Raw genomic sequence first — 19,533 nt, 5'->3', positions numbered from 1 at the left:
AATACGGCAGCGCGGAGTCGGCGTCAGAGCCTACTCGTCGGCGTCTGGCAGTCGTCGGTTCGCCAGTTCCATCGGATCCGCGTCGTCGGGATCGAACGGCCGGAGCACCACGCTGAATGCGGTCGGCTCGACCTCGACCTGGTAGCGGTCGATCGGATCGGTCGGCGTCCCGCCGACGCCGGTCACGCGGTGGTCGAGATTGAACCCGATCGAGCCGCGCTCCTCCAGTTCGTACTGGTGCTCGGCCTCGTCGAGGTTCGACCACTGCTCGAGACTCACGTTGGCGTCCTCGTCGCCGGGCATCCCGAGCAGCGAGACTTCGCCGTCAGAGAGCGTCGCCCAGCGCGTCTGGGCCTTGTTGCCGTTGTCGGTCGGCGGCAGGTACGGCACGTACTGCTCGTCGACCGACCCGGCGTAGCGCCCGACCGGGACGCTCCACTTGCGGTCGGGGTAGGTCTCTAACTCGCCGCGGCCGTACCACTCGAACGCGTCGAAGCGCTCGGGCAGGTCCAGCTGGACGCCGACCTTCGGGAGCCAGCCGCTCACCGTGTTGCGCAGTGGCTCGTTCGGAACGGCTTCGACGTTCATCCGCACGTCTCCGCTACCGTAGATCCGGTAGCGATACTGCGTCTCGAAGCCCATCACCGTCGACTCGCCCTCCTCGAACGTGTCCAGTTCGTACCACAACACCGCGCTCTCCGGCGGTTCGTCGAAGCCGGACGAGATTTCACTCGGCGACAGCGCCCGGTCGTACATCCGCACCTCGTCGATCGCCGTCTCCGTGTACCGGTTCGTGTTCTCCGCGTTGTGACCGACATGAACCGGGAACGCCGACTGATTGACGCTGGTCGCGCTGTGGCCGCTACTCCCCAGCGTCTCCCCGTCTAGGTACAGCTGCAGTTCGTCGTCGGTCGCTACCCCCGTCAGGGTGTGCCACTCGTCTTCCGCCAGACCCGACGGTATCGGCGCGTTGTGCGTGATCCAGGTGTCCTGATAGATGAAGAACTGGAACTCGTCGCTGCTGGAGATCTTCAGCGCGTACTGGTGGTCGCCCTTGCTGACGAACGGGTTGTGTTCGCCGTTCGCGGGCACGCCCTTGAACCGCACCTGGATCGTGAATCCCGGCTCACCGAAGTCGACGCTGGCGTCGTTGCCCGCGTTGACGTGCTGAGACTCGCCGTCGAGCGCGACGGCCTGACCGCTCTGGCCCGAGACGACGTCCGGATCGCCGACGACCTCGCCGTCGTTCCCTTCACCAGAGGCATCCGGTGTCAGCAGCGGCGGCGGTACTTCGGTTCCCGCCGCGAAGCCGTCGACCGTGAGCTGCACCAGCGAATCATCGACCGCGTTCGTCTCGACGGAGTCGACGGAGTGGGTCAGGTCGTTGAGGCCGGCCTCGTACCACGAGAACGCGGGCGCCGAGCCCCACTGCTGGTGTTCGTTCATGATCGGCGCGCGCCACGCGTTAAAGAGCGGGCCGTCCTCTACGAGTTCGCTCCCGCCGTACCGCATCGAAGAGAGCGTCCCCGCGTCGCCGGAGACGACGTACTCGAAGCCGTCGCCGGAGATGACGATGTCGTCGCCCTCCTCGACCGAGAGCGGTGCCATGGCGTCGAGGCTCTCCGGCTCCGGTTCTGGCGCGTCGACCGGGATCTCGAGCTGCTCGAAGGCGACCTCGTGGCCGGCGTCGGCGTAGTCGGTCGCCTCTGCGAGCGCGAACGAGACGCTCAGCCGATACTCGACGCCCGGTTCGGGATCGGACGGCGCCCCGACCGGGACGTCGACGCGGCGCGTCTCGCCGGGTTCGATGTCGAGGTCGAGCTCGCCGGATTTGACGGTCTCGTCGTCGGCGGTCAGCTCCCACGACCCCTCCAGCGCGTCGAGGCCGGTGAAGTTGTAGCGGTTCGAGACGTAGACCTCGCCGTCCTCGACGGCGGCGTCGGCGACGCCGACCGGCTGGTGGCTGTGCTTGAGCTGCCACATCTCGGGCTGGGGATCGCGGTCGGACCAGACCAGGCCGTTGAGGCAGAACGCCCCGTCGGGGCCGTCGCTGTGGTAGAACTGGAACTCCTGGCCGTCCTCGGTGACGTCGTTGAGGTCCTGGTTGACCCAGTCCCAGACGAACCCGCCGACGAGGCTCTGGTCGCGGATCAGATCCGCGAAGTCGTAGGCGACGACGGCGCCGTCGGAGAGCGTGCCGTCGGCGCCGCTCGCCTCGTCGTCGCTCACGGCGCGGTCGTAGATACCGATACCGTCGACGGTGATTTCGGCGTCGCCGTCGATACCGATCCGGACGGGCCCGTCGCTCGACGGGAGGTCAGAGACCGAGTGGCTCGTCGCGGCGACCCGCTCGCCGTCGACGTAGAGCCGGAGTTCGTCGGCGTCCGCGACGCCGACGACGGTCGTCCAGTCGTCGACCCCGCCCGCGGGGAGCGACGCCGAGACCGAGTCCGATCCGATCGAGAGTACGAGTTCGCCGTCGGACAGTTCGAGCGCGTAGCGCCCCTCGTCGACCAGCGACGCGTCGGCGTCCGCGTCGACGTTCGAGACGGTGGCGCCGACGCTGAATCCGGGGTCGACGTCGAGGCTCTCGTCGCGCCGGATCTCGATCGCGTCGCTCTCGCCGAGGACGACCGCGCCGTCGGGGGCGCCCGGTTCGACGTCCGGTCCGGGGACGACCTCTGGCGTGCCGACGAGCACGCCCGGATTGTCTGCGTCGCTGCGGTCCGTGGCCTCCCGCGCGGGCGGCTTGATGTGCTCGTTCCACATCTCGTGGACCAGCCCCAGGCTGTTGCCCATGGCGTGATTGTACTCGCCCATCGCGACGGGCCGGAGCCCGTCGCCGATGTAGGAGCCGTCGGCGACCGACAGCAGGGTCCCGACGTCGGGGTACCGCGGCCCGAGCATGTCGCTGTACTCGACGTTCCAGCCGCCGCCGTTGGGTTGGTGGTACAGGATGCGGTCGGGCGCGAACCCTTCGGCCTCGCCGTCGAAGGACTCGACGTTCTCGACGCCGCTGACCTCGGAGGTGTCGTCGGGGATGTACTCGTCGGAGTCGGCCGCCAGCGACGCCATCTCCAGGTGCTCGGCGCCGGTGCCGGCCTCGTTACCGGTCGACCAGCTGAAGATCGACGCGTGGTTGCGGTCCCGGAGCACCATGCGCCGGAACTGCTCGACGGCCTGGTCGTGGTACGCGTCGGTGTGCGCGAGCAGCCCCTCCCACCAGTGGGTCTCGACGCCGACCTCGTCTTGCACGTAGATCCCGTACTCGTCGGCCAGCCGGTAGAACGACGGGTCGTTCGGGTAGTGGGAGGTCCGGATCGCGTTGACGTTGAACCGCTGCATCGTCTCGAGGTCCTCCCGGACCCTATCGATCGGTACCGTCCGTCCGAAGTCGGGGTCGGTCTCGTGGCGGTTCACGCCCTGGATGTCGACCGCCTCGCCGTTGACCAGGACCTCGGCGCCCTGCTGCCCGCGAGTCGTCTCGTACGTGCGGAAGCCGACCTTCTCGAGCATCGCCTCGGCCGTCTCGCCACGAGCGTCGACGAGTTCCAGCGCGAGCTGGTAGAGGTTCGGGTGCTCGGCCGACCACTTCGCGGGGTCGTCGACGTCGGCCTCGAGAGTGACGACGGCGCCGTCCTCGTCGACGGTCGCGGTCGCCTCGACTGTCGTCACCTTGCGACCGCGCGGCGGGTTGTCGCCCGGGCCGCGGCCGTTCTTTTTCCTATTGCCCTTCGCCTCCGCGTTCTCTTTCCCCTTCCCACGGGGTGGACCGCGACCCGGCTTCGTCCGATCGGTCTCGTAGAGGTGCGCGCGGACGGTGTACTTCCCCGCCGGAGCGTCGCCGTAGTTCGCGATCTCGGCGTCGATCCGGAGGCGGCCGTCCTCGTAGTCGTCGTCGAGGTCGGTCCGCGCGTAGAAGTCCCTGAGGTGGACCGTCGGCGTCGCGAACAGGTAGACGTTCCTGAAGATGCCGGCGTACCGGAACATGTCGATCGTCTCCAGGGCTTCGCTGTCGCTCCAGCGGTACACCTGCACCGTGACCTCGTAGTCGCCGCCGGCTTCGACGTGGTCGGTGACGTCGAACTCGGCGGCCGTCATCGACCCCGTTCGGAAGCCGACGTACTCGTCGTCGATCCAGACGAAGAAGGCCTGCTTGACGGCCTCGAAGTGCAGGAACGTCTGCCGGCCATCCCAGTCTCTCGGTACCGAGAACGTCCGCCGATAGGTCCCGACGGGGTCGATCCCGTCGTCATCGACGCCGGGGACGTCGACCGTGCCGTCCTCGCCCGGCGTGAGGTCGCCCTCCTGTCCCGGATCATAGTGTTGCCACGTGATCGAGTTGTTCGCGTAGATCCGCTGGCCGTGCCCCTGGGTCTGCCAGACGCCGGGGACGTCGATCGATCCCCAGTCGTCGGCCGCGAGGTCATCGTACGAGTCGGGGAGTTCGGAGGGGCTCTCGTGGAACGCGAACCGCCACTCGCCGTTGAGCAGCCGGACGTACTCGGACTCGGCGAACCGCGACTCGAGTTCCGTGAACGGTTCGTCCGCCTGGCAAGCCGCTCGCACCGACCCGTAGGGAACCGCGGTGGTGACGTGAGTCGGCTCGACGTTCTCCGCGACCGTCTGGGGGTCTTCCAGGTACGCCGCGAGGTTCGAGATGCGACCGGGGCCGCCCGGTCCCTCGGACGGTGCCGCGGCGTCGGACTGGGCGCTGACCCCGGTCGCCAGCGCGGCCATCCCGGTCGCCTGCAGGAACTTCCGTCGCGTCGGTGAGAGCCGACCGCGAGGTGTCTGTTCGGTCTCTGTCTCCCGTTGCTGTGAGTCGCTCATGATGATAGTATGATCGCTAGGGCAGCCCACGGCCGGTGTTCGCTGATCTCGCTGAACGCACAATCGTGGAACCGCACTCATCCTATCGTGACTATCTTTACTATATTAATATTTTACCAGACTTTCATCACGTGTGAACGTTGATGATCGCTACCGACTATTGGTGTCTGCTGCCGAATCTTTGGGTTCTCTCATGACTCATTTACTTATGATGATAAATGGATGGAGTAGATGCGGGTGCATGACGGACGGAGGACCCCTCGATACCAGGATTTCACTGATTTGTTGACGCTTCCTCGAACGCCAATTGGTTATCTCTGACACTGAGAGGTACGTCGTTTTGTCTCCTGAAAGAGACGTTCGGCAGTGTCCTGAGTTCCATGTTTTCGTATCGAAATCGGAGTCCACGGTCGTGAAGCGCAGTTTCGAGCCACGGTGCTGAAGCGACGAAAAACACGGATAACAGGTATCACCGTCTCGTCGAGCGCAACGTGATCCGGCCGGTTCCCAACTATCGGCTGCAAATCGGCTTAGTGGTCCTACTGATGGATGGTCGATCACGCCCGATCGATACCGAATCTCTCTGCAACAAAAATAGTATCCGAAAGTGACACTCTGGGCAGATAGAGCCGGATACTCAACTGTCTCAACTCGCGCTAGCGCCTCTCGATCTCCAATATCTGATCCAATCCCGCTAATAGCGTCGATGAGACGGCCGAATTTCGGTATGGACATATAGAACTCTTCCACCTCGTTTTTCAAATCTTATCCGAACAGCGTCACTCTGGGATTTATGCCATGAGTGGCCAGTGAGAGCCCGAGAATGGCGAGCATTGAGTAATATTCCGTAAGAACGATACTCCGTCGCCGTGGAGATAGAGCTACGTCAACACGTACCATATGACTACCGACACGACGATCAGGGCCGGCGTCCGCACGCGCTCCCTTTCGAGACCGCGACTCCAGTATATCCGCCAGCTCGGCGCGACGGACATCTTCGTCGACCACGCCGACGTCGACGAGGAGCCCGACGAGTTTAACGACCGCGACGCGGGCGCGACGCTCGCGGTCGGACGCGACGAGATCCCCTCGGTCGCGGCCCTCGAGGCGGCGAGAGACCGCGTCGAGGCGGCCGGTCTCACGCTGACCGGGATCCAGTCGCTGCCGTACTCGCTGTACGGCGACATCATGTTCGACCGCGAGGGAGCGGACGCGGCCCTCGAGCAGATCACGACGCTCGTTCGGAACCTCGGCGAAGCGGACATCCCGATCCTCGGGTACCAGTGGAATCCGCGCGGCGTCGTACCGATGCGGACCGGCACGGCCGACCTCCGCGGCGGCGCGCAGGGGACGGCGTTCGACTACGAGGAGGTCGACGATCCCGACGAACTCGCGCCGGGCCTCGAGCGCGAGTACACGGAAGCGAAGTTCTGGGACAACTACGAGGCCTTCCTCGAGACGGTGCTCCCGGTCGCCGAAGAGGCCGGCGTCGAGTTGGCGTTGCATCCGGTCGATCCGCCGGTCATCGAGTCGATGTGCGGGATTCCGCGCCTTTGCCGGAGCGTGGAGAACTTCGAGAAGGCGATGGGGCTCGTTCCGAGCAAGAATCACAGCCTGAAGCTCTGTCTCGGGTGCTTCTCGCAGATGGGCGAGGACGTCACCGACGTCCTTCGGACGTTCGGCGAGCGCGATCAGATCGGCTTCATCCACTTCCGCGACGTCGTCGGGACCGTTCCGCGGTTCCATGAGACGTTCGTCGACGAGGGGAACTTCGACACGACCGAGGTCGTCGAAACGTTAGACGAGATCGGCTACGACGGCGTCGTGATCCCGGATCACGTCCCCGAGATGACGGGCGACACCGACTGGCGACATCGCTCTCGAGGATACACCGTCGGCTATCTCCGCGGCGTCATCGAGACCGTTCAGTCGGATTCCTCGTAGCGAGTCGCGGAACCGATCGTTCAGACCGGTTGGTCGCCCAGCCTGTTGCGGATCAGCCAGTACGCGATCGTCGACTCGAGGCGGCGACCGTTACAGTTCTTCGAACGTGAACTGCTGGTGGGCGACGCCGCTGTGCTCCCACAGGAGCACGTTCGTCCCGGGGTCTTCGCCGGCGCCCGAGACGTCTAACCCCTGATCGGCACCGACCGGGTGGACGGAGTAGCGGAACTCGCCGGAGGGGGTGAAGATCGGCTTGATATCCCAGCGCTGGTGGTCGGCGCCGCTGTCGGTACCGACGCCCACGTTCGCGCCGTCTTCGATCTCGCCGCCCTCGACCTCGAGCACCTCGCCGGTCGCCGCGAGTTCGATCCGGTAGGCGTCGCCGTCTTCCTCGACGATCCAGCGCTGATCGTCGTCGCCGTCCCACGCGTCCATCTCGAGGTTGCCGTCAGCATCCGTCAGCGGCATTCCGGTGTGACCGGCGTCGATCCGGTAGGTCCCGGGCTCGAGGGGGTCGAGTTCGACGCCACTCTCGCTGGCCTGGGTCTGGTCGACGATGTAGGACAGCGCGACGTCTTCGCCGGGGTCCGTCTCCCACTCGAAGACGAGGTCCCAGCCGTCGCCGGTCCACTCGAAGCGGTGCGACCAGGCCGTCGGGCCGGCGGGCGCCTCCTCGAGTCCGGCGCGCAGGTCGAACGCGGCATCGAAGCGGCCGGCGATCCCGGTCACGCGGGCGGCTTCGTCCGCGCCGCTCTCGAGCGTGACCGTGCCCGATCGGAACCCGCCGCCGAGGTTGTCTCGGACGATGGTGTTCAGCGCCTCGACCTCGACGTTCGCCTCCGTTCCGGCGTCGCGGACGTCGTTGTTGACGATCCGGCCGTTCCGCCCGAAGAACTGAATGCCGTGGGTCTGGGTGGGATCGTCCGGGGCACCGTCGCCGGCAGGCAAATTGATTTCCTCGCGTTCCTCGTCGGTGAGGTCGTCGACGACGTGCAGGTTCGAGCAAGAGAACCCGTTCGCCGTCGAGAGCACGCCCGATCGGACGACGTTCTTGACGAGGCCGCCCTGAATCGTGATGTTCTCGACGTTGTCGACCTTGATGCCGTGGTACCGAGCGCCGATGATGTTGACCTCGCCGACCGTGATCTCGTTCGATTCGGTCGTGAGGTGTATGCCGCGCGGGGCGTCGCGACTGACGACCTGACCGACTGAGACGTTCTCGCAGCCGTTCGCACAGCGGAAGGTCGCGTACCAGGTCTCGGACTCGGGGTTCTCCCCGACGACGTTGTTGACCGCCGCGTTCTCGGTCTCGTTCAGGATGACCGCGGAGCCGCCCATGCCGACGCCGATCACCTGATCGATCACGACGCGCTCGGTATCGTACGTTTCGACGGCGTGGTGGCGACCGCCCTCGACGTAGACCGAACTGATGAAGACGTCCGACGCTGACTCGTCTCGAGCGCGGGCGTCGACCCGGACGCCCTCGCAGAACTTGCCGACCCAGCCCGGGTCGGCCAGAATCTCCTCTCGACTGGCGTCGGGATCGAACGACGTCGGCGGCCAGCCCGGGGCGTCGACCTCCCAGTAGTTGGCGAACCCCTCGGTGTTCTCGAACCGGATGTCGATATCGCCCAATTTGACGGAGTCGGTGTCCTGAATCCAGATGCCGAACCGCGGGTTCCCGACGATGGAGAGGCGCGGAATCTCGATCTCCTCCTCGTCGAAGGCCCGTACCGGAATGACCATCGGTTGTTCGCCGTCGTCCTCGACGTAAATCGTGCCCGCGACGTCGAGGACCGTGTAACTCGGGACTTCGAGTTGCGTGAGTTCGTCCGCCGGGCCGATCGTTCCCGATGCGGCGACCAGCACGCGCTCTTTCTCCGTTCGACCCTCGCTCAGGCTATCGACGGCCGTCTGGATCGCCTCGAGGTAGTCCTCGCCGCTGTAGACGGTCGTCTCGTCCGCATCGGCGTGATAGACGCCCTCGTCGTCCTCCCAGACGACGACTTCTGGGTCTCGCGCCGCCGTGTGGACGTGTTCGGTCTGTAGCCGCTCGAGGTCGTACAGTCCGTTGTCGCCGGCGTCGACGTCGGCGTCCCACTCGTACCACGGTTGGTTGCCTGTCGTCGGCTCATCGCCGGACCCCTGCCTGCCGCCCGCGGTCCCCGAGAGTAGCCCGGCGAGTCCGGTCGCGCCGAGCATCGCCAGCGCACCGCGTCGCCCCGTCGAGAGCGCTGTGGCGTCGGACGTGTTCGTATTCGCGATTCGATCCTCGTCTGTGTGATCGCGTTCCATCGACTTGATCTCCTTGCTATCGTTTTTCATGATATTATCTGTCGCAATCCCGCGACAGCATACTCCACTATACATCATTATATAATACTTTTGTACGTGAATTAATATTTATATAGAAGTATCGGACTGCACACTGATATAGGTCTCGACACTCCGCTCGATACGGTAATCCGTTCGATTAGCAGCCACAGTAATCGACGGACTATCCCGACATGTTTTTCCCCCGAACGGAATTCGCTATACCCTTCGGACGGAATTCGTTCGGTGAAGCCGGATGCTCGTCTCGAGGTGAATATCGATAAATCAGGTAGAACGTAACAGCCGACCGTACTACGACGGTCGGGCCCGGGACGGCGACATCGCTTTTCGAACTCTCGTTCGCTCCCACCGGATCGTCGCTCGATATCTCGAGGCCGACGATCAGCGGTCCGAGACGGCCGTCACCGTTCGCGATATAGCGGGCCCACATACCGGTTTCCCGCCCGTGATCCGGATCGATGTCGACAGCGTCCGCCCCCTCGTATACGAACGTATGGCTGTAAAAATAGAACCGACACCGTGCTACCTGTGACTAAATCCGTCCGCTATGGCCGAATTAGGCGTTCCATCTGCGATCGCTACTGACCGGCCACGTCCGCGACGGCCCTGCTATCTGTAATCCTCGCTCGTTCCGCCGGCTTGGGATCTCGAGTCTCTCGACGGAACCGGACGCGGGTGTCACTCGAGCCGTCGATCCCGCGTCTCTCGCGGTCCAAGATACGATCGGCGGTCGTCGCCATCGGTGTAGACGACCGCTCGATCGACGACAACGCTCGGATCCACCGCGTACAGCGACAGCGTGTGACGGCCGGACCGATCGAGTTCGTGGTCGGTCGTCGAATGAACGCTCGAGCGGAGCACGTTCCGCTGCCATTGCGGGTCGTGTTCGCCGCCGTTCGCGTCGAAGTCGACGACCGTCGGCGCGGCGCTGTCGATCGCGACCGCGTACCGGTGGGGCGTCGACTCGGTCGGCGCGTGCGTCGGCAGCAACTGGACCTCGACGCGAACCTCGTCGGCGTCGGCCTCGAAATCGTACTCGAGGCGCGCCGCTCGCTCGCACACTGCATCGGCGTCGATGCGTAAGCCGTTGACCGGTCGACTGGCCATCGCGGTCCCGGTCGTTCGACTGAGGCCGTCGACCGGTTCCCAGCGCGTCTTCGCCTGTTGAACGGCTGTCGGGTGGTCGGCCTCGATCGCGACGCGTCCGTTCGATTCGACGAAGACCGGCGCTCGCTCGACTCCCGGCTCGAACTCGTCGTGATCCTCGTCCGTCGTCGGCCGCTCTCGCGGCCGGATCGGCACCGCGACCTCGAGTTCCCGGCCGGCGCCCGCGATCCGAATACGGCCGGTCGTCCGCGAGTCCGGCGCAACGTCCCAGTCGACGCCGACCCACAGCCGTTCGTCTTCCTCGAACGTTCCCGACGTTCGCTCGAGGTCGATCCAGTCGTCGGTCGTCGCCGTCCACTCGATCGTGCCCGTCCCGCGGTTGTAGCAGTCGACGAACCGCCGCCGATCGACGCCCTGCACGATCGTCGGCACCCGACGGATTCGCGGACCGGTTCCGGCGACGCTCGGCGTTCCTTCGACGGCAATCTCGAGGGTCGGACCCTGCTCGTCGGTCACGCGCCCGGTCGCGGGCTGGTCGAACACCGGCAACTCCCGCGGGCTCGCGGACATCATCCCGCGCCACTTGCCGTCCGACGAGTTGTTGTACCGCGTCGTCGCCGCGTCGATGCGCTCGAGCGCCGCCCGTGATCGTTCGGCGTACGTCGCCGCGCTCGTCCGGCCCTGACCCGCGTAGAGCCGGCTCCGCATCGCCTCGAGGGCCCCCTCGTTCATCGCCCGCGCACAGCGGATCGGGTACTCGACGAGGTGGAAGTACGCCGTTCGCGATTCCTCGGGCAGCGCCTCGCCGATCTCGCTGGCCGCCTCGTCGATCCGCTCGTAGGCCTCGAGGCGTCGCCGGGCCTCGTCGCCGTCGCGGACTGCGCTGAACGTCGGTTCGTTCTTCTCGGTGTTCGGGTACACCGCGTTCCAGCCCACGTGTTCCGGCTTGCGGGCGAGCGCGAGTCGGTAGTATTCGGCGAGGACGTCGGCGATATCGTCCGCGTGGGCAGGGCCAAATTTGCGGGCGGCCCACTCGGCGAGCCAGTCGCTCGTCGATCGCTCCGCGACGCCCTCGACGTCCCAGGCCAACTTGAAGAAGTACTCCGCCTCTTTCTCCGCCGGCTTGAGATCGCCGACGTTCGCCATCCAGAGCGTGTCGACGCCGTGGCGATAGGCGCGGTGCAGTTCCTCGCGAATCAGCGCCGGCGGGATCGAACACAGCCACTGGTGGTCGTGCGGACGTCCCCAGTACGAGAGGTGGTAGTAGACGCCGTGGCCGCCGGACCGCGCGCGCTCCTCGCCGGTCGGCAGTCGCCGGAGGTAGCCGAAGTTGTCGTCGGGCCAGACGACGCAGACGTCTTCGGGCACCTCGAGGCCGTTCCGGTAGAGCTCGAGCGTCTCCTTGTACGGGCAGAAAATCTGCGGGACGGCCTCGACCGGCGACTCGTGATGTTCCTCGAGGATCTCGCGCTGGACGTCGATCACTCGTTGGAGCAGGTCGACGCGTTCCTCGAGGGTGTCGCCGCCGGGCATCCCCGAGTCGTGGATCCCGCGCATGCCAACCGTGAAGATATTCTCGCTGTCGGCGACCTCGTCGACGCGGTCGGTCCAGTACTCGCGGATCCGCTCTGCGTTGGTCGCGTAGTTCCACTCGCCGTCCGTCTCCGGGTCCCACTCGTCGACGTTGTTGCGATGCATCGGCTCGCAGTGGGAGGTGCCGACGACGATGGCGTACCGCTCGGCGACCTCGCGATTGCCCTCACACCGGTAGAACGCCGTCGTTCCCTCGTGCATCGCGGGCCAGATCGTGTTCGCCCTGAGTCGCAGGAGGAGTTCGAACAGCCGTTCGTAGGTCTTCGGCCCGATGCCGTCCGGCGTGGCCGGATCGTGCGTCTCCTGTGCCCACTCGCGGAACCCGAAGTCCTCGTCGTTGATGAACACGCCGCGGTACCGAACCGACGGCGGTCCCATCCGCTCGAGGCCCTCGGTCACGTAAAGGGCGTCGCGGTCGGGCGTCGGCACGTCGGCCCACCAGTACCACGGCGAGACGCCGATCCGCTTCGACAGCTCGTACGCTCCGTAAGCCGTCCCGCGGCGATCGCTCCCGGCGATCAGCACGCACGACTCGAGGCCCGGTAGCGGTTCGTCGACCGTTCCGACGGCGAAACTCTCCCGCTCGTCCGCCAGCGTCGCGACGTCGACGTCGCTCGACTCCAGGCATCGGTCAACGCCCTCGGAGCGACCGATCGTTCCGACGATCACGGCGGTCCCGGAGAGTTCGGCGAGCGAACCGGTGACCGCGGGTCGGTGTCCGGTGACGCGTTCGATATCGTCACCGAGATCGGTCGCCGCGACGGTCGCGACCTCGTGATCGTCCCCGTCGACGTACAGATCGGCGATCGCGTCCCTGGAGACGATCGGGACGTCGCCGTCTGCGGGGCTGTCGGTTATCATCGTGTCCACGTTCATCACCAGTACCGGGACCAGCGCTCAGTCGTCCGAACGAGCCCCTCGACGGAGACGTACTCACTCCAGATACGACACTTCTCGAGCGCGTCGTCGATCCGGTCGACCGCCGTCGGTTCGGTGTCGCGATCGGGCACTCCCCGATTCGCAGTCGTTGCCGCCAGCGTGTCCCGAGTGCGTGACATGTTGACGCACAGTGTGTCGCATCGAGGCATAAAACCACCGTTCCGTCAGGTGAACCGTAATCATGCGTCGTTCGCCATATCGGAACCGACCGGCACTGGACCGCACGGCTTGGCAGCTCTCAGTACCGATCGGTCGCCGGAAGCTCGTCTGCAGCGAACGGGTGTAGTTCCATACGGAACGAGATCGGCTCTGGCTCGAGTCGGTACTCCTCGAGCGTCGGCGGTCCGCAGCTTCCGGTCCCGAGCCCACAGTGGCCGTCGTCGAGCGAAACCCAGACGCCGTCTCGATCCGGAAGCTCGTGCGTGTGCCCGGCAGCGTCGAGATCGGCGGTACTGAAGGGGTGTGCGCTGAAATCGAACGGCGTTTCGCCGGTGACGAAGAGGCCGGTCCCGCGCTGGTCGGTGAACGTCACCCAGCGGGTGTCCGTTCGGTTCCCGCTCTCCTGGGGGGCGACGTAGGGCGTCTGCAGATCGGCGACCGAGCGACTGTACCGGCCGAGCAGGGCGGCCTCCTTGCTGTCGACGTACGACTCGCCTGGCCCGCGTCCGTACCACGTGACCCGATCGAGGTCGTCTTCGAGCGTGAGATCGAGCCCGACTCGAGGGAGCGAGGGCAGCAGCGACAGGTCTCCTTCGGGCTTGATCGCGGTGTCGACGGTTATCGCACCGGTGCGCTCGATCATGTACGTCTGCTCGACTGCGAACCCGTGGTCGTATATCGGCGGCGCGAGGCGGCCGTCGACGGTGATCGTAACGGGATCGGCGTCTCGCTCGCCCCGAACACACGTGACGTCGTCGACGCGGAACTGCAGCCGATCGAGCCCGTGCTCCCGCCAGAGCTGTTCGAACCCGACGGTCGCGAGGTCCCCCGCCTGAACGAGTTCCTCGTTCTCGTAGCGTTCGGTGAATTGCGAGAGGAGCGTCCGCGAGAGCGGGAGCCCCCCGTCGTTGTCCGTCGGCGCGCGCCAGATTCCGACCGACGGACCGTCCTCCAACAGCGACCGATTCCGGTACGCGAGCGAGTCGATGACGCCGAACGTGCGATCGAAGACCAGTTCGAACTGCTCGTTCGAAACGCGGATCTCCTCCCCGTCTCCCGCACACGTCAGCGGCGCGGCGACGCCGGTCGACGGCTGCGAAGCGGAGCCGGTCCCGGATCCGCTTTCCGGAAGCTCGAACTGCCCGGTCGCGACCGTGTGTCCCTGCGGCGCCCACGCCGTCTCGCGGGCAAGCGAGACGTCGACAGTGAGGACGTGTTCGGCGTCCGCATCGAGTCCGTCTGTCTCGAGTCCGTCCACGTCGACGGGAACCGTGACCGTCGCGGACTCGCCGGCGGCGATCGAGGGCAGCGGCAGCCGTCCGCTCTCGACGACGCGGCCGTCGGATAGCAGGCGCCAGGAGGCGCGGAGGTGCTCGAGCGACCGGAAATCGTACCGGTTCTCGACGGTGAGCTCCCCGCGCTCGAGATCGTCCTCGCGCAGGACGACCGGCTCGATGACCTTCTTGTACTCGGTGAGTCCGGGCGAGGGCTTCCGATCGGGGAAGACGAGCCCGTTGATGTTGAAGTTCGCGTCGTTCGGTTCGTCGCCGAAGTCGCCGCCGTAGGCGAACCACTCCGTCCCGTCGTCGGCCGTCCGCCGGAGTCCCTGATCGATCCAGTCCCAGACGAAGCCGCCCTGCATCCCCTCGTGCTCGTAAAAGAGGTCCCAGAACTCCCGGAGGTTCCCCGGTCCGTTCCCCATCGCGTGGGCGTACTCGCAGAGCACGACCGGATGCTCGAGGTCCGCCTCGGCCCATTCCTCGAGTTGCTCGAAGGGCGGGTACATCGGCCCGATGATATCGGAGACCGTCTGCTCCGTGTCGGGTTCGTAGTGGATCGGCCGCGTCGGATCGCGCTCGCGCGTCGCCGCGGCCATCCGTTCGTGGTGGGCCCCGAGGTCCGACTCGTTGCCCAGCGACCAGCAGATGACGCTGGGGTGGTTCTTGTCGCGCTCGACCATCCGAACCATCCGGTCGACGTACGCGGCTTCCCAGTCGGGATCGTCGCTTACGTGCTCGGTCGTCTCCGCGTGGACCATCCCGTGGCACTCGAGGTCGGTCTCGTCGAGCACGTAGAGCCCGTACTCGTTACAGAGCTCGTAGAACCGCGGATCGTTCGGGTAGTGGGCGGTACGAACCGCGTTGATGTTGTGCCGCTTCATCAGCTCGACGTCCTCCCGCATCGCCTCGAGCGGGACGGCGCGGCCGCGGTCGGGGTGGAAGTCGTGGCGGTTGACGCCGCGGATCGTCACCGGTCGGCCGTTGACCAGCAACTGTCCGTCGACGATCTCGATTTCACGGAAGCCGACCGTCTGCGCGAGGACCGTCTCGTCGTCGCCCCGTCCGTCGGAGATACCGAGCGCGAAATCGTAGCAGTTGGGCGTCTCCGCGGTCCACTTGCGGGGCTCCTCGACGGTCGTCTCGAACTCGAGGGTCGTCGCCTCGCCGGCCTCGAGCGCGACGGACCGCGCCTCGAGCGTCGTCGAGACCGGCGTTCCGTCCGCATCGCGCAGCGTCGGTTCGATTCGGGCCGTCCCGGCGTCGTCGCCGACGTTGCGTACGTCGACGGACGCCTGCAGGACGGCGTCCTCATATCGCTCGTCGAGGTCGGTCCGGACGTCCACGTCCGCGACCTGTACCGTCGGGTGAGCCGAGAGGGCGACGTCCCGGAAGATCCCGCTGAGCCACCACATGTCCTGGTCCTCGAGGTAGCTCCCGGTCGACCACTTGTAGACGCGGACGGCGACCGTGTTCTCGCCCGGCGAGACGTAGTCGGTGACGTCGAACGCCGACGGGAGCCGGCTCCCCTCGCTGTACCCGACTTCCTCGCCGTTGATCCAGAGGTGGAACGCGGAGTCGACGCCGCCGAATCGGAGTCGGATCTGGCGCTCGTCCCAGTCGTCGGGGACGTGGAACGTCCGGCGGTACGACGCGGTCGGGTTCTCGGTCGGGACGTGGGGCGGATCGAGCGGGAACGGGTAGACCACGTTCGTGTAGTGGGGATCGCCGTAGCCGGCGGTCTGCCAGTGCTGGGGCACCTCGATACGGTCCCAGTCGCCGACGTCGGCGTCCGGCTCGTGGAACCCGTCGGGCGCGGCGGTCGGCGTCTCCGCCAACCGGAACCGCCACTCGCCGTTCAGCGACGCGATCCAGGGCGAGGCCGCTCGGTTTCCCGCGGTCGCGGTGTCCGTCTCGGCGTACGGAAGGCCGTACGCGTGCGGATCGATCCGATTTCGACCGACCGTCTCCGGGTCGGCCCAGTCTCGAGTCATCGGCCGCTAGTGTTCGACGAACCATCATCAATCCTCGGTCGGGACGGGTCGAGTCCGTCGCCTCGAGCGTGACACGGGTTCGAAGCAAAACGGATTCAGTATGGCAATCGTTTTGGACCCGTGTCAGTATATCTCAGCCATGAACCCAGTCGCGGAGAATCCGCTTCGGACGCGAGCCGATTTCGAACGGGCCGTCGAGGACCTCGTCGAACCGCTGTACGAGCACGCCAGTCCCGGCGGCGCGCGGGTGCGACCGATGGCGACCGGCGCTCACTTCCCCGCCGCCGCCGCCGAACTCGAGGGATTCGCGAGACCGCTGTGGGGGATCGTCCCGCTGAGCGTCCACGGGACGTCCGATCAGTGGGACCTCGTTCGACGCGGCCTCGTCAACGGAACGGATCCGGACCACGAGGAGTACTGGGGCGAGGCGGACGACTACTCCCAGAAACACGTCGAGATGGCCGCGATCGGGCTCGGACTCGCGCTGACGCCCGACCGAATCTGGGATCCGCTCTCCGAACCGGAGCGGGAACGGCTCGTCCGCTGGCTAAACCAGATCAACGACGCCGAACTCCACGACTGCAACTGGCTGTTCTTCCGGGTCATGGTCAACATGGGGCTCCGGTCGGTCGGGGCCGACCACGACTGGGAGGGCACGCAGTCGTCGCTGGATCGACTCGAGTCGTTCTATCAGGGCGAGGGCTGGTACACCGACGGGCCGGTAGGGGACGGGAGCCCGATCGACTACTACCTGCCGTGGGCGATGCACTTCTACGGGCTCGTCTACGCCGCCGTCTGCGGCGACGAGGACCCAGAGCGGGCTCGCCGGTTTCGCGAGCGGGCCGCCGAGTTCGCGACCGAGCACGTCCACTGGTTCGACGACGAGGGGCGCGCGCTCCCCTACGGACGGAGCCTCACCTACCGCTTCGCACAGGCCGGGTTCTGGGGCGCGCTCGCGTTCGCCGATCTGAACCCGCTCCCGTGGGGCGTCCTCAGAGGGCTCTGGGCGCGGAACGTCCGCTGGTGGCTGAACCAGCCGATCTTCACGGACGGCGGCCTGCTGTCGGTCGGCTACCGATATCCGACGCTGAAGACGTCGGAAGTGTACAACTCGCCGAACTCGCCGTACTGGGCGACGAAGGCGTTCCTGCCGCTCGCGCTCGAGCCGACGCACCCGTTCTGGCAGGCCGACGAGGAGCCGCTACCCGACCGACCCGAGACGGTCGTCCAGTCCGAGCCTCGGAAGGTCATCTGTCGGGACGACGACCACCTGTTCGCGCTCTCGCTCGCCCAGGACAGCATCTACGGGCCGGAGAAGTACGGGAAGTTCGCCTACTCCGCGACCTTCGGGTTCTCCATGGCCGGGCAGAACGTGGGCCTCGGGCAGGCGGGACACGACAGCTCGCTCGCGCTCAGCCCGGACGGCGACCGGTACAAAACCCCCGCCCCCGAGTCGGTCGCCGCGACCGAAGTCGACGGGACGACCCTCAAATCGCTCTGGATCCCGTGGGACGACGTCCGCGTCGAAACCTGGCTGGCGCCGGCGCTCCCCTGGCACGTCCGAGTTCACCGCCTCGAGACGTCGCGACCGCTTCACAGCGAGGAGGGCGGATTCGCGCTCGATCGGACGGGCGACGACGATCCGACGCGGTTCACCCACGAGACCGAGGGAGCGACCGCCCGCGCCGCGTATCCCAACGGAACGACCCTCGTCACCGACCTGTGCGGCGATCGCCGGCCGGAGATCGTCCCGGAGGAACCGAACACGAACCTCATGCACCCGCGCACGGTCGTCCCGACGCTCCGAAAGCGGTACGACGCCGGTGAACACTGGCTGGCCACTGCCGTCCGAGCGACGGCCGAGGGGCCGGTCGATTTCGACCGGACGCCGGAACTCGTGGCGGCCGACGACGACCGCGTCGCGATCGAGACGGCCGACGGCGACCGACTCCTCGAGTGTTCTGCGGGCGATATTTCGGGGGCCGACGGGACGGAGTAGTCGGACTCGAGTCGATCGCACCGTCGAGTATCTTTTTGCGTTTCGACTACGTCTCCTGAGCCAGATGGCAGACGAGTTACGACAGGGGCCGAACGCCGGCCGAACGCTACCGTCGGAGTGCGACCGATACGCGGATCCGGAGACCGGCGCGCGGGTCACGCGGTTGACGAGCGATTCGAACGCCGACAGCCGACATCTGTACTTCACCGAACCGGGGTGGTACGACGACGGCCGTAAGCTGCTCGTCCGCTCGGATCGCGACGGAACGCAGCAGCTCTACTCGATCGCCCTCGAGTCCGGCGAGATCACGCAGCTGACCGACCTCCCCGCGGCGATCAGCGGCGTCACCCGCGTCGCGACCGAGTCGACGGCGCTGTTCTGGTGCGACGATCGGCTCGTCACGCTCGATCTCGAGTCCCTCGAGGTGACGCCGCTGTACGAACGCCCCGACGGCTACGCGGGGAGCATCGCCGCGGGGACGGCCAATGGGGAACGAGCCGTTGTCGCGCTCTCGGAGAAGCTCGACATCGAGGGACGGTCGGCCGATCGCGAGCAGTGGATCGCCGACCGGATGGACGCCGGTCCCCACTCGAAGGTGCTCTCGATCCCGCTCTCCGGCGGCGAGCCGACGGTCCACGTCGAGGACGATCGGTGGCTCAACCACGTCAACGCGTCGCCGACCCGGCCCGAACTCGTCACGTACTGCGAGGAGGGAACGTGGGAGGACGTCGATCGAATCCGGGTGTTGAACCTCGAGACGGACGAGACGTGGCCGGTCCGACAGACCGGAGAGGACGAGGCCGTCGGCCACGAGTACTGGCTCGCCGACGGCGAGACGATCGGCTACCACGGCTGGCGGGGTCGCCGCGACGATCCGGCGGCGTTCTTCGGGCACGTTCGATACAACGGCACGGAGCGGTACGAGTGGCCGGCGCCGGACATCTACACGCATTTCCACAGCAACTCTCGCGACCTGGTCGTCGGAGACGGTACGTACCGCGGCGCTCCGTTCGATCTTCTTTGGGAGTGGGACGACGACACCGGCGGGTACCGGACGCCGCGAAAACTGGCCGTCCACGGCTGGAGCGGCGACGATGACGTTCACCCCCACTCGAGGTTGAGTCCCGACGGAGACAGCATCGTCTTCGATAGCTCCCGCGCTCGCGACGGCGACGGCAGCGACGTCTACCTCGTCGATGTTCCCGACGACCTCGACGAACTCCCGGCATTCGAGGGCGTAGCGGAGTAGGCCATCTGCGGCGACCACAACAGTCCGCGGTCGTTCTACGGGCTCGAGGATACGCTGCAATTTTCGAGTGCGTACTGCTCGCTCGCGGCTGTAGGGTTCGTCCGT

General features: G+C 66.3%; 8 protein-coding genes. 3 read left to right on the top strand and 5 right to left on the bottom strand.

Going from position 1 to position 19,533, the window contains the following annotated elements; translation table 11 throughout:
* Positions 1–30: 30 nt before the first annotated feature.
* Positions 31–4,833: a glycoside hydrolase family 2 TIM barrel-domain containing protein gene (locus HTUR_RS19265; protein WP_012945009.1), complete on the bottom strand. Its 4,803-nt coding sequence runs from the start codon at positions 4,831–4,833 to the stop codon at positions 31–33.
* Between the two features lie 900 nt (positions 4,834–5,733).
* Here HTUR_RS19265 and HTUR_RS19260 point away from each other — a divergent pair.
* Complete coding sequence (locus HTUR_RS19260; RefSeq protein WP_012945008.1) at positions 5,734–6,777, top strand: mannonate dehydratase; 1,044 nt, start codon at positions 5,734–5,736, stop codon at positions 6,775–6,777.
* Between the two features lie 90 nt (positions 6,778–6,867).
* On the opposite strand, the gene HTUR_RS19255 is transcribed toward HTUR_RS19260, so the two are convergent.
* The 4 genes from HTUR_RS19255 to HTUR_RS19240 form a co-directional block, all read right to left on the bottom strand.
* Positions 6,868–9,102 carry an RICIN domain-containing protein gene (locus HTUR_RS19255; protein ID WP_012945007.1) on the bottom strand — a complete coding sequence of 745 codons (2,235 nt, stop codon included), beginning with the start codon at positions 9,100–9,102 and terminating at the stop codon, positions 6,868–6,870.
* Between the two features lie 687 nt (positions 9,103–9,789).
* Positions 9,790–12,672, bottom strand: a complete 2,883-nt coding sequence (locus HTUR_RS19245) for a glycosyl hydrolase 115 family protein (protein WP_049942004.1) — start codon at positions 12,670–12,672, stop codon at positions 9,790–9,792.
* A gap of 14 nt (positions 12,673–12,686) precedes the next feature.
* Positions 12,687–12,869, bottom strand: a complete 183-nt coding sequence (locus HTUR_RS26800; RefSeq protein WP_148225409.1) for a hypothetical protein — start codon at positions 12,867–12,869, stop codon at positions 12,687–12,689.
* Positions 12,870–12,988: 119 nt separating this feature from the next.
* Positions 12,989–16,180: a glycoside hydrolase family 2 TIM barrel-domain containing protein gene (locus HTUR_RS19240; protein ID WP_012945005.1), complete on the bottom strand. Its 3,192-nt coding sequence runs from the start codon at positions 16,178–16,180 to the stop codon at positions 12,989–12,991.
* A 139-nt stretch (positions 16,181–16,319) separates the two neighbouring features.
* On the opposite strand from HTUR_RS19240, the gene HTUR_RS19235 reads away from it, so the two are divergent.
* Together HTUR_RS19235 and HTUR_RS19230 are read left to right on the top strand one after the other, a co-directional pair.
* Positions 16,320–18,179 carry a DUF2264 domain-containing protein gene (locus HTUR_RS19235; protein ID WP_049941946.1) on the top strand — a complete coding sequence of 620 codons (1,860 nt, stop codon included), beginning with the start codon at positions 16,320–16,322 and terminating at the stop codon, positions 18,177–18,179.
* A 64-nt stretch (positions 18,180–18,243) separates the two neighbouring features.
* On the top strand, positions 18,244–19,428 hold the full coding sequence (locus tag HTUR_RS19230) for an oligogalacturonate lyase family protein (protein WP_012945003.1): 1,185 nt from the start codon (positions 18,244–18,246) through the stop codon (positions 19,426–19,428).
* Positions 19,429–19,533 lie beyond the last annotated feature (105 nt).

Source organism: Haloterrigena turkmenica DSM 5511 (assembly GCF_000025325.1).
GTDB classification, from domain to species: domain Archaea; phylum Halobacteriota; class Halobacteria; order Halobacteriales; family Natrialbaceae; genus Haloterrigena; species Haloterrigena turkmenica.
Note: the sequence above shows the minus strand (reverse complement) of the source record. Positions and strands in the feature narration are given on the sequence as shown.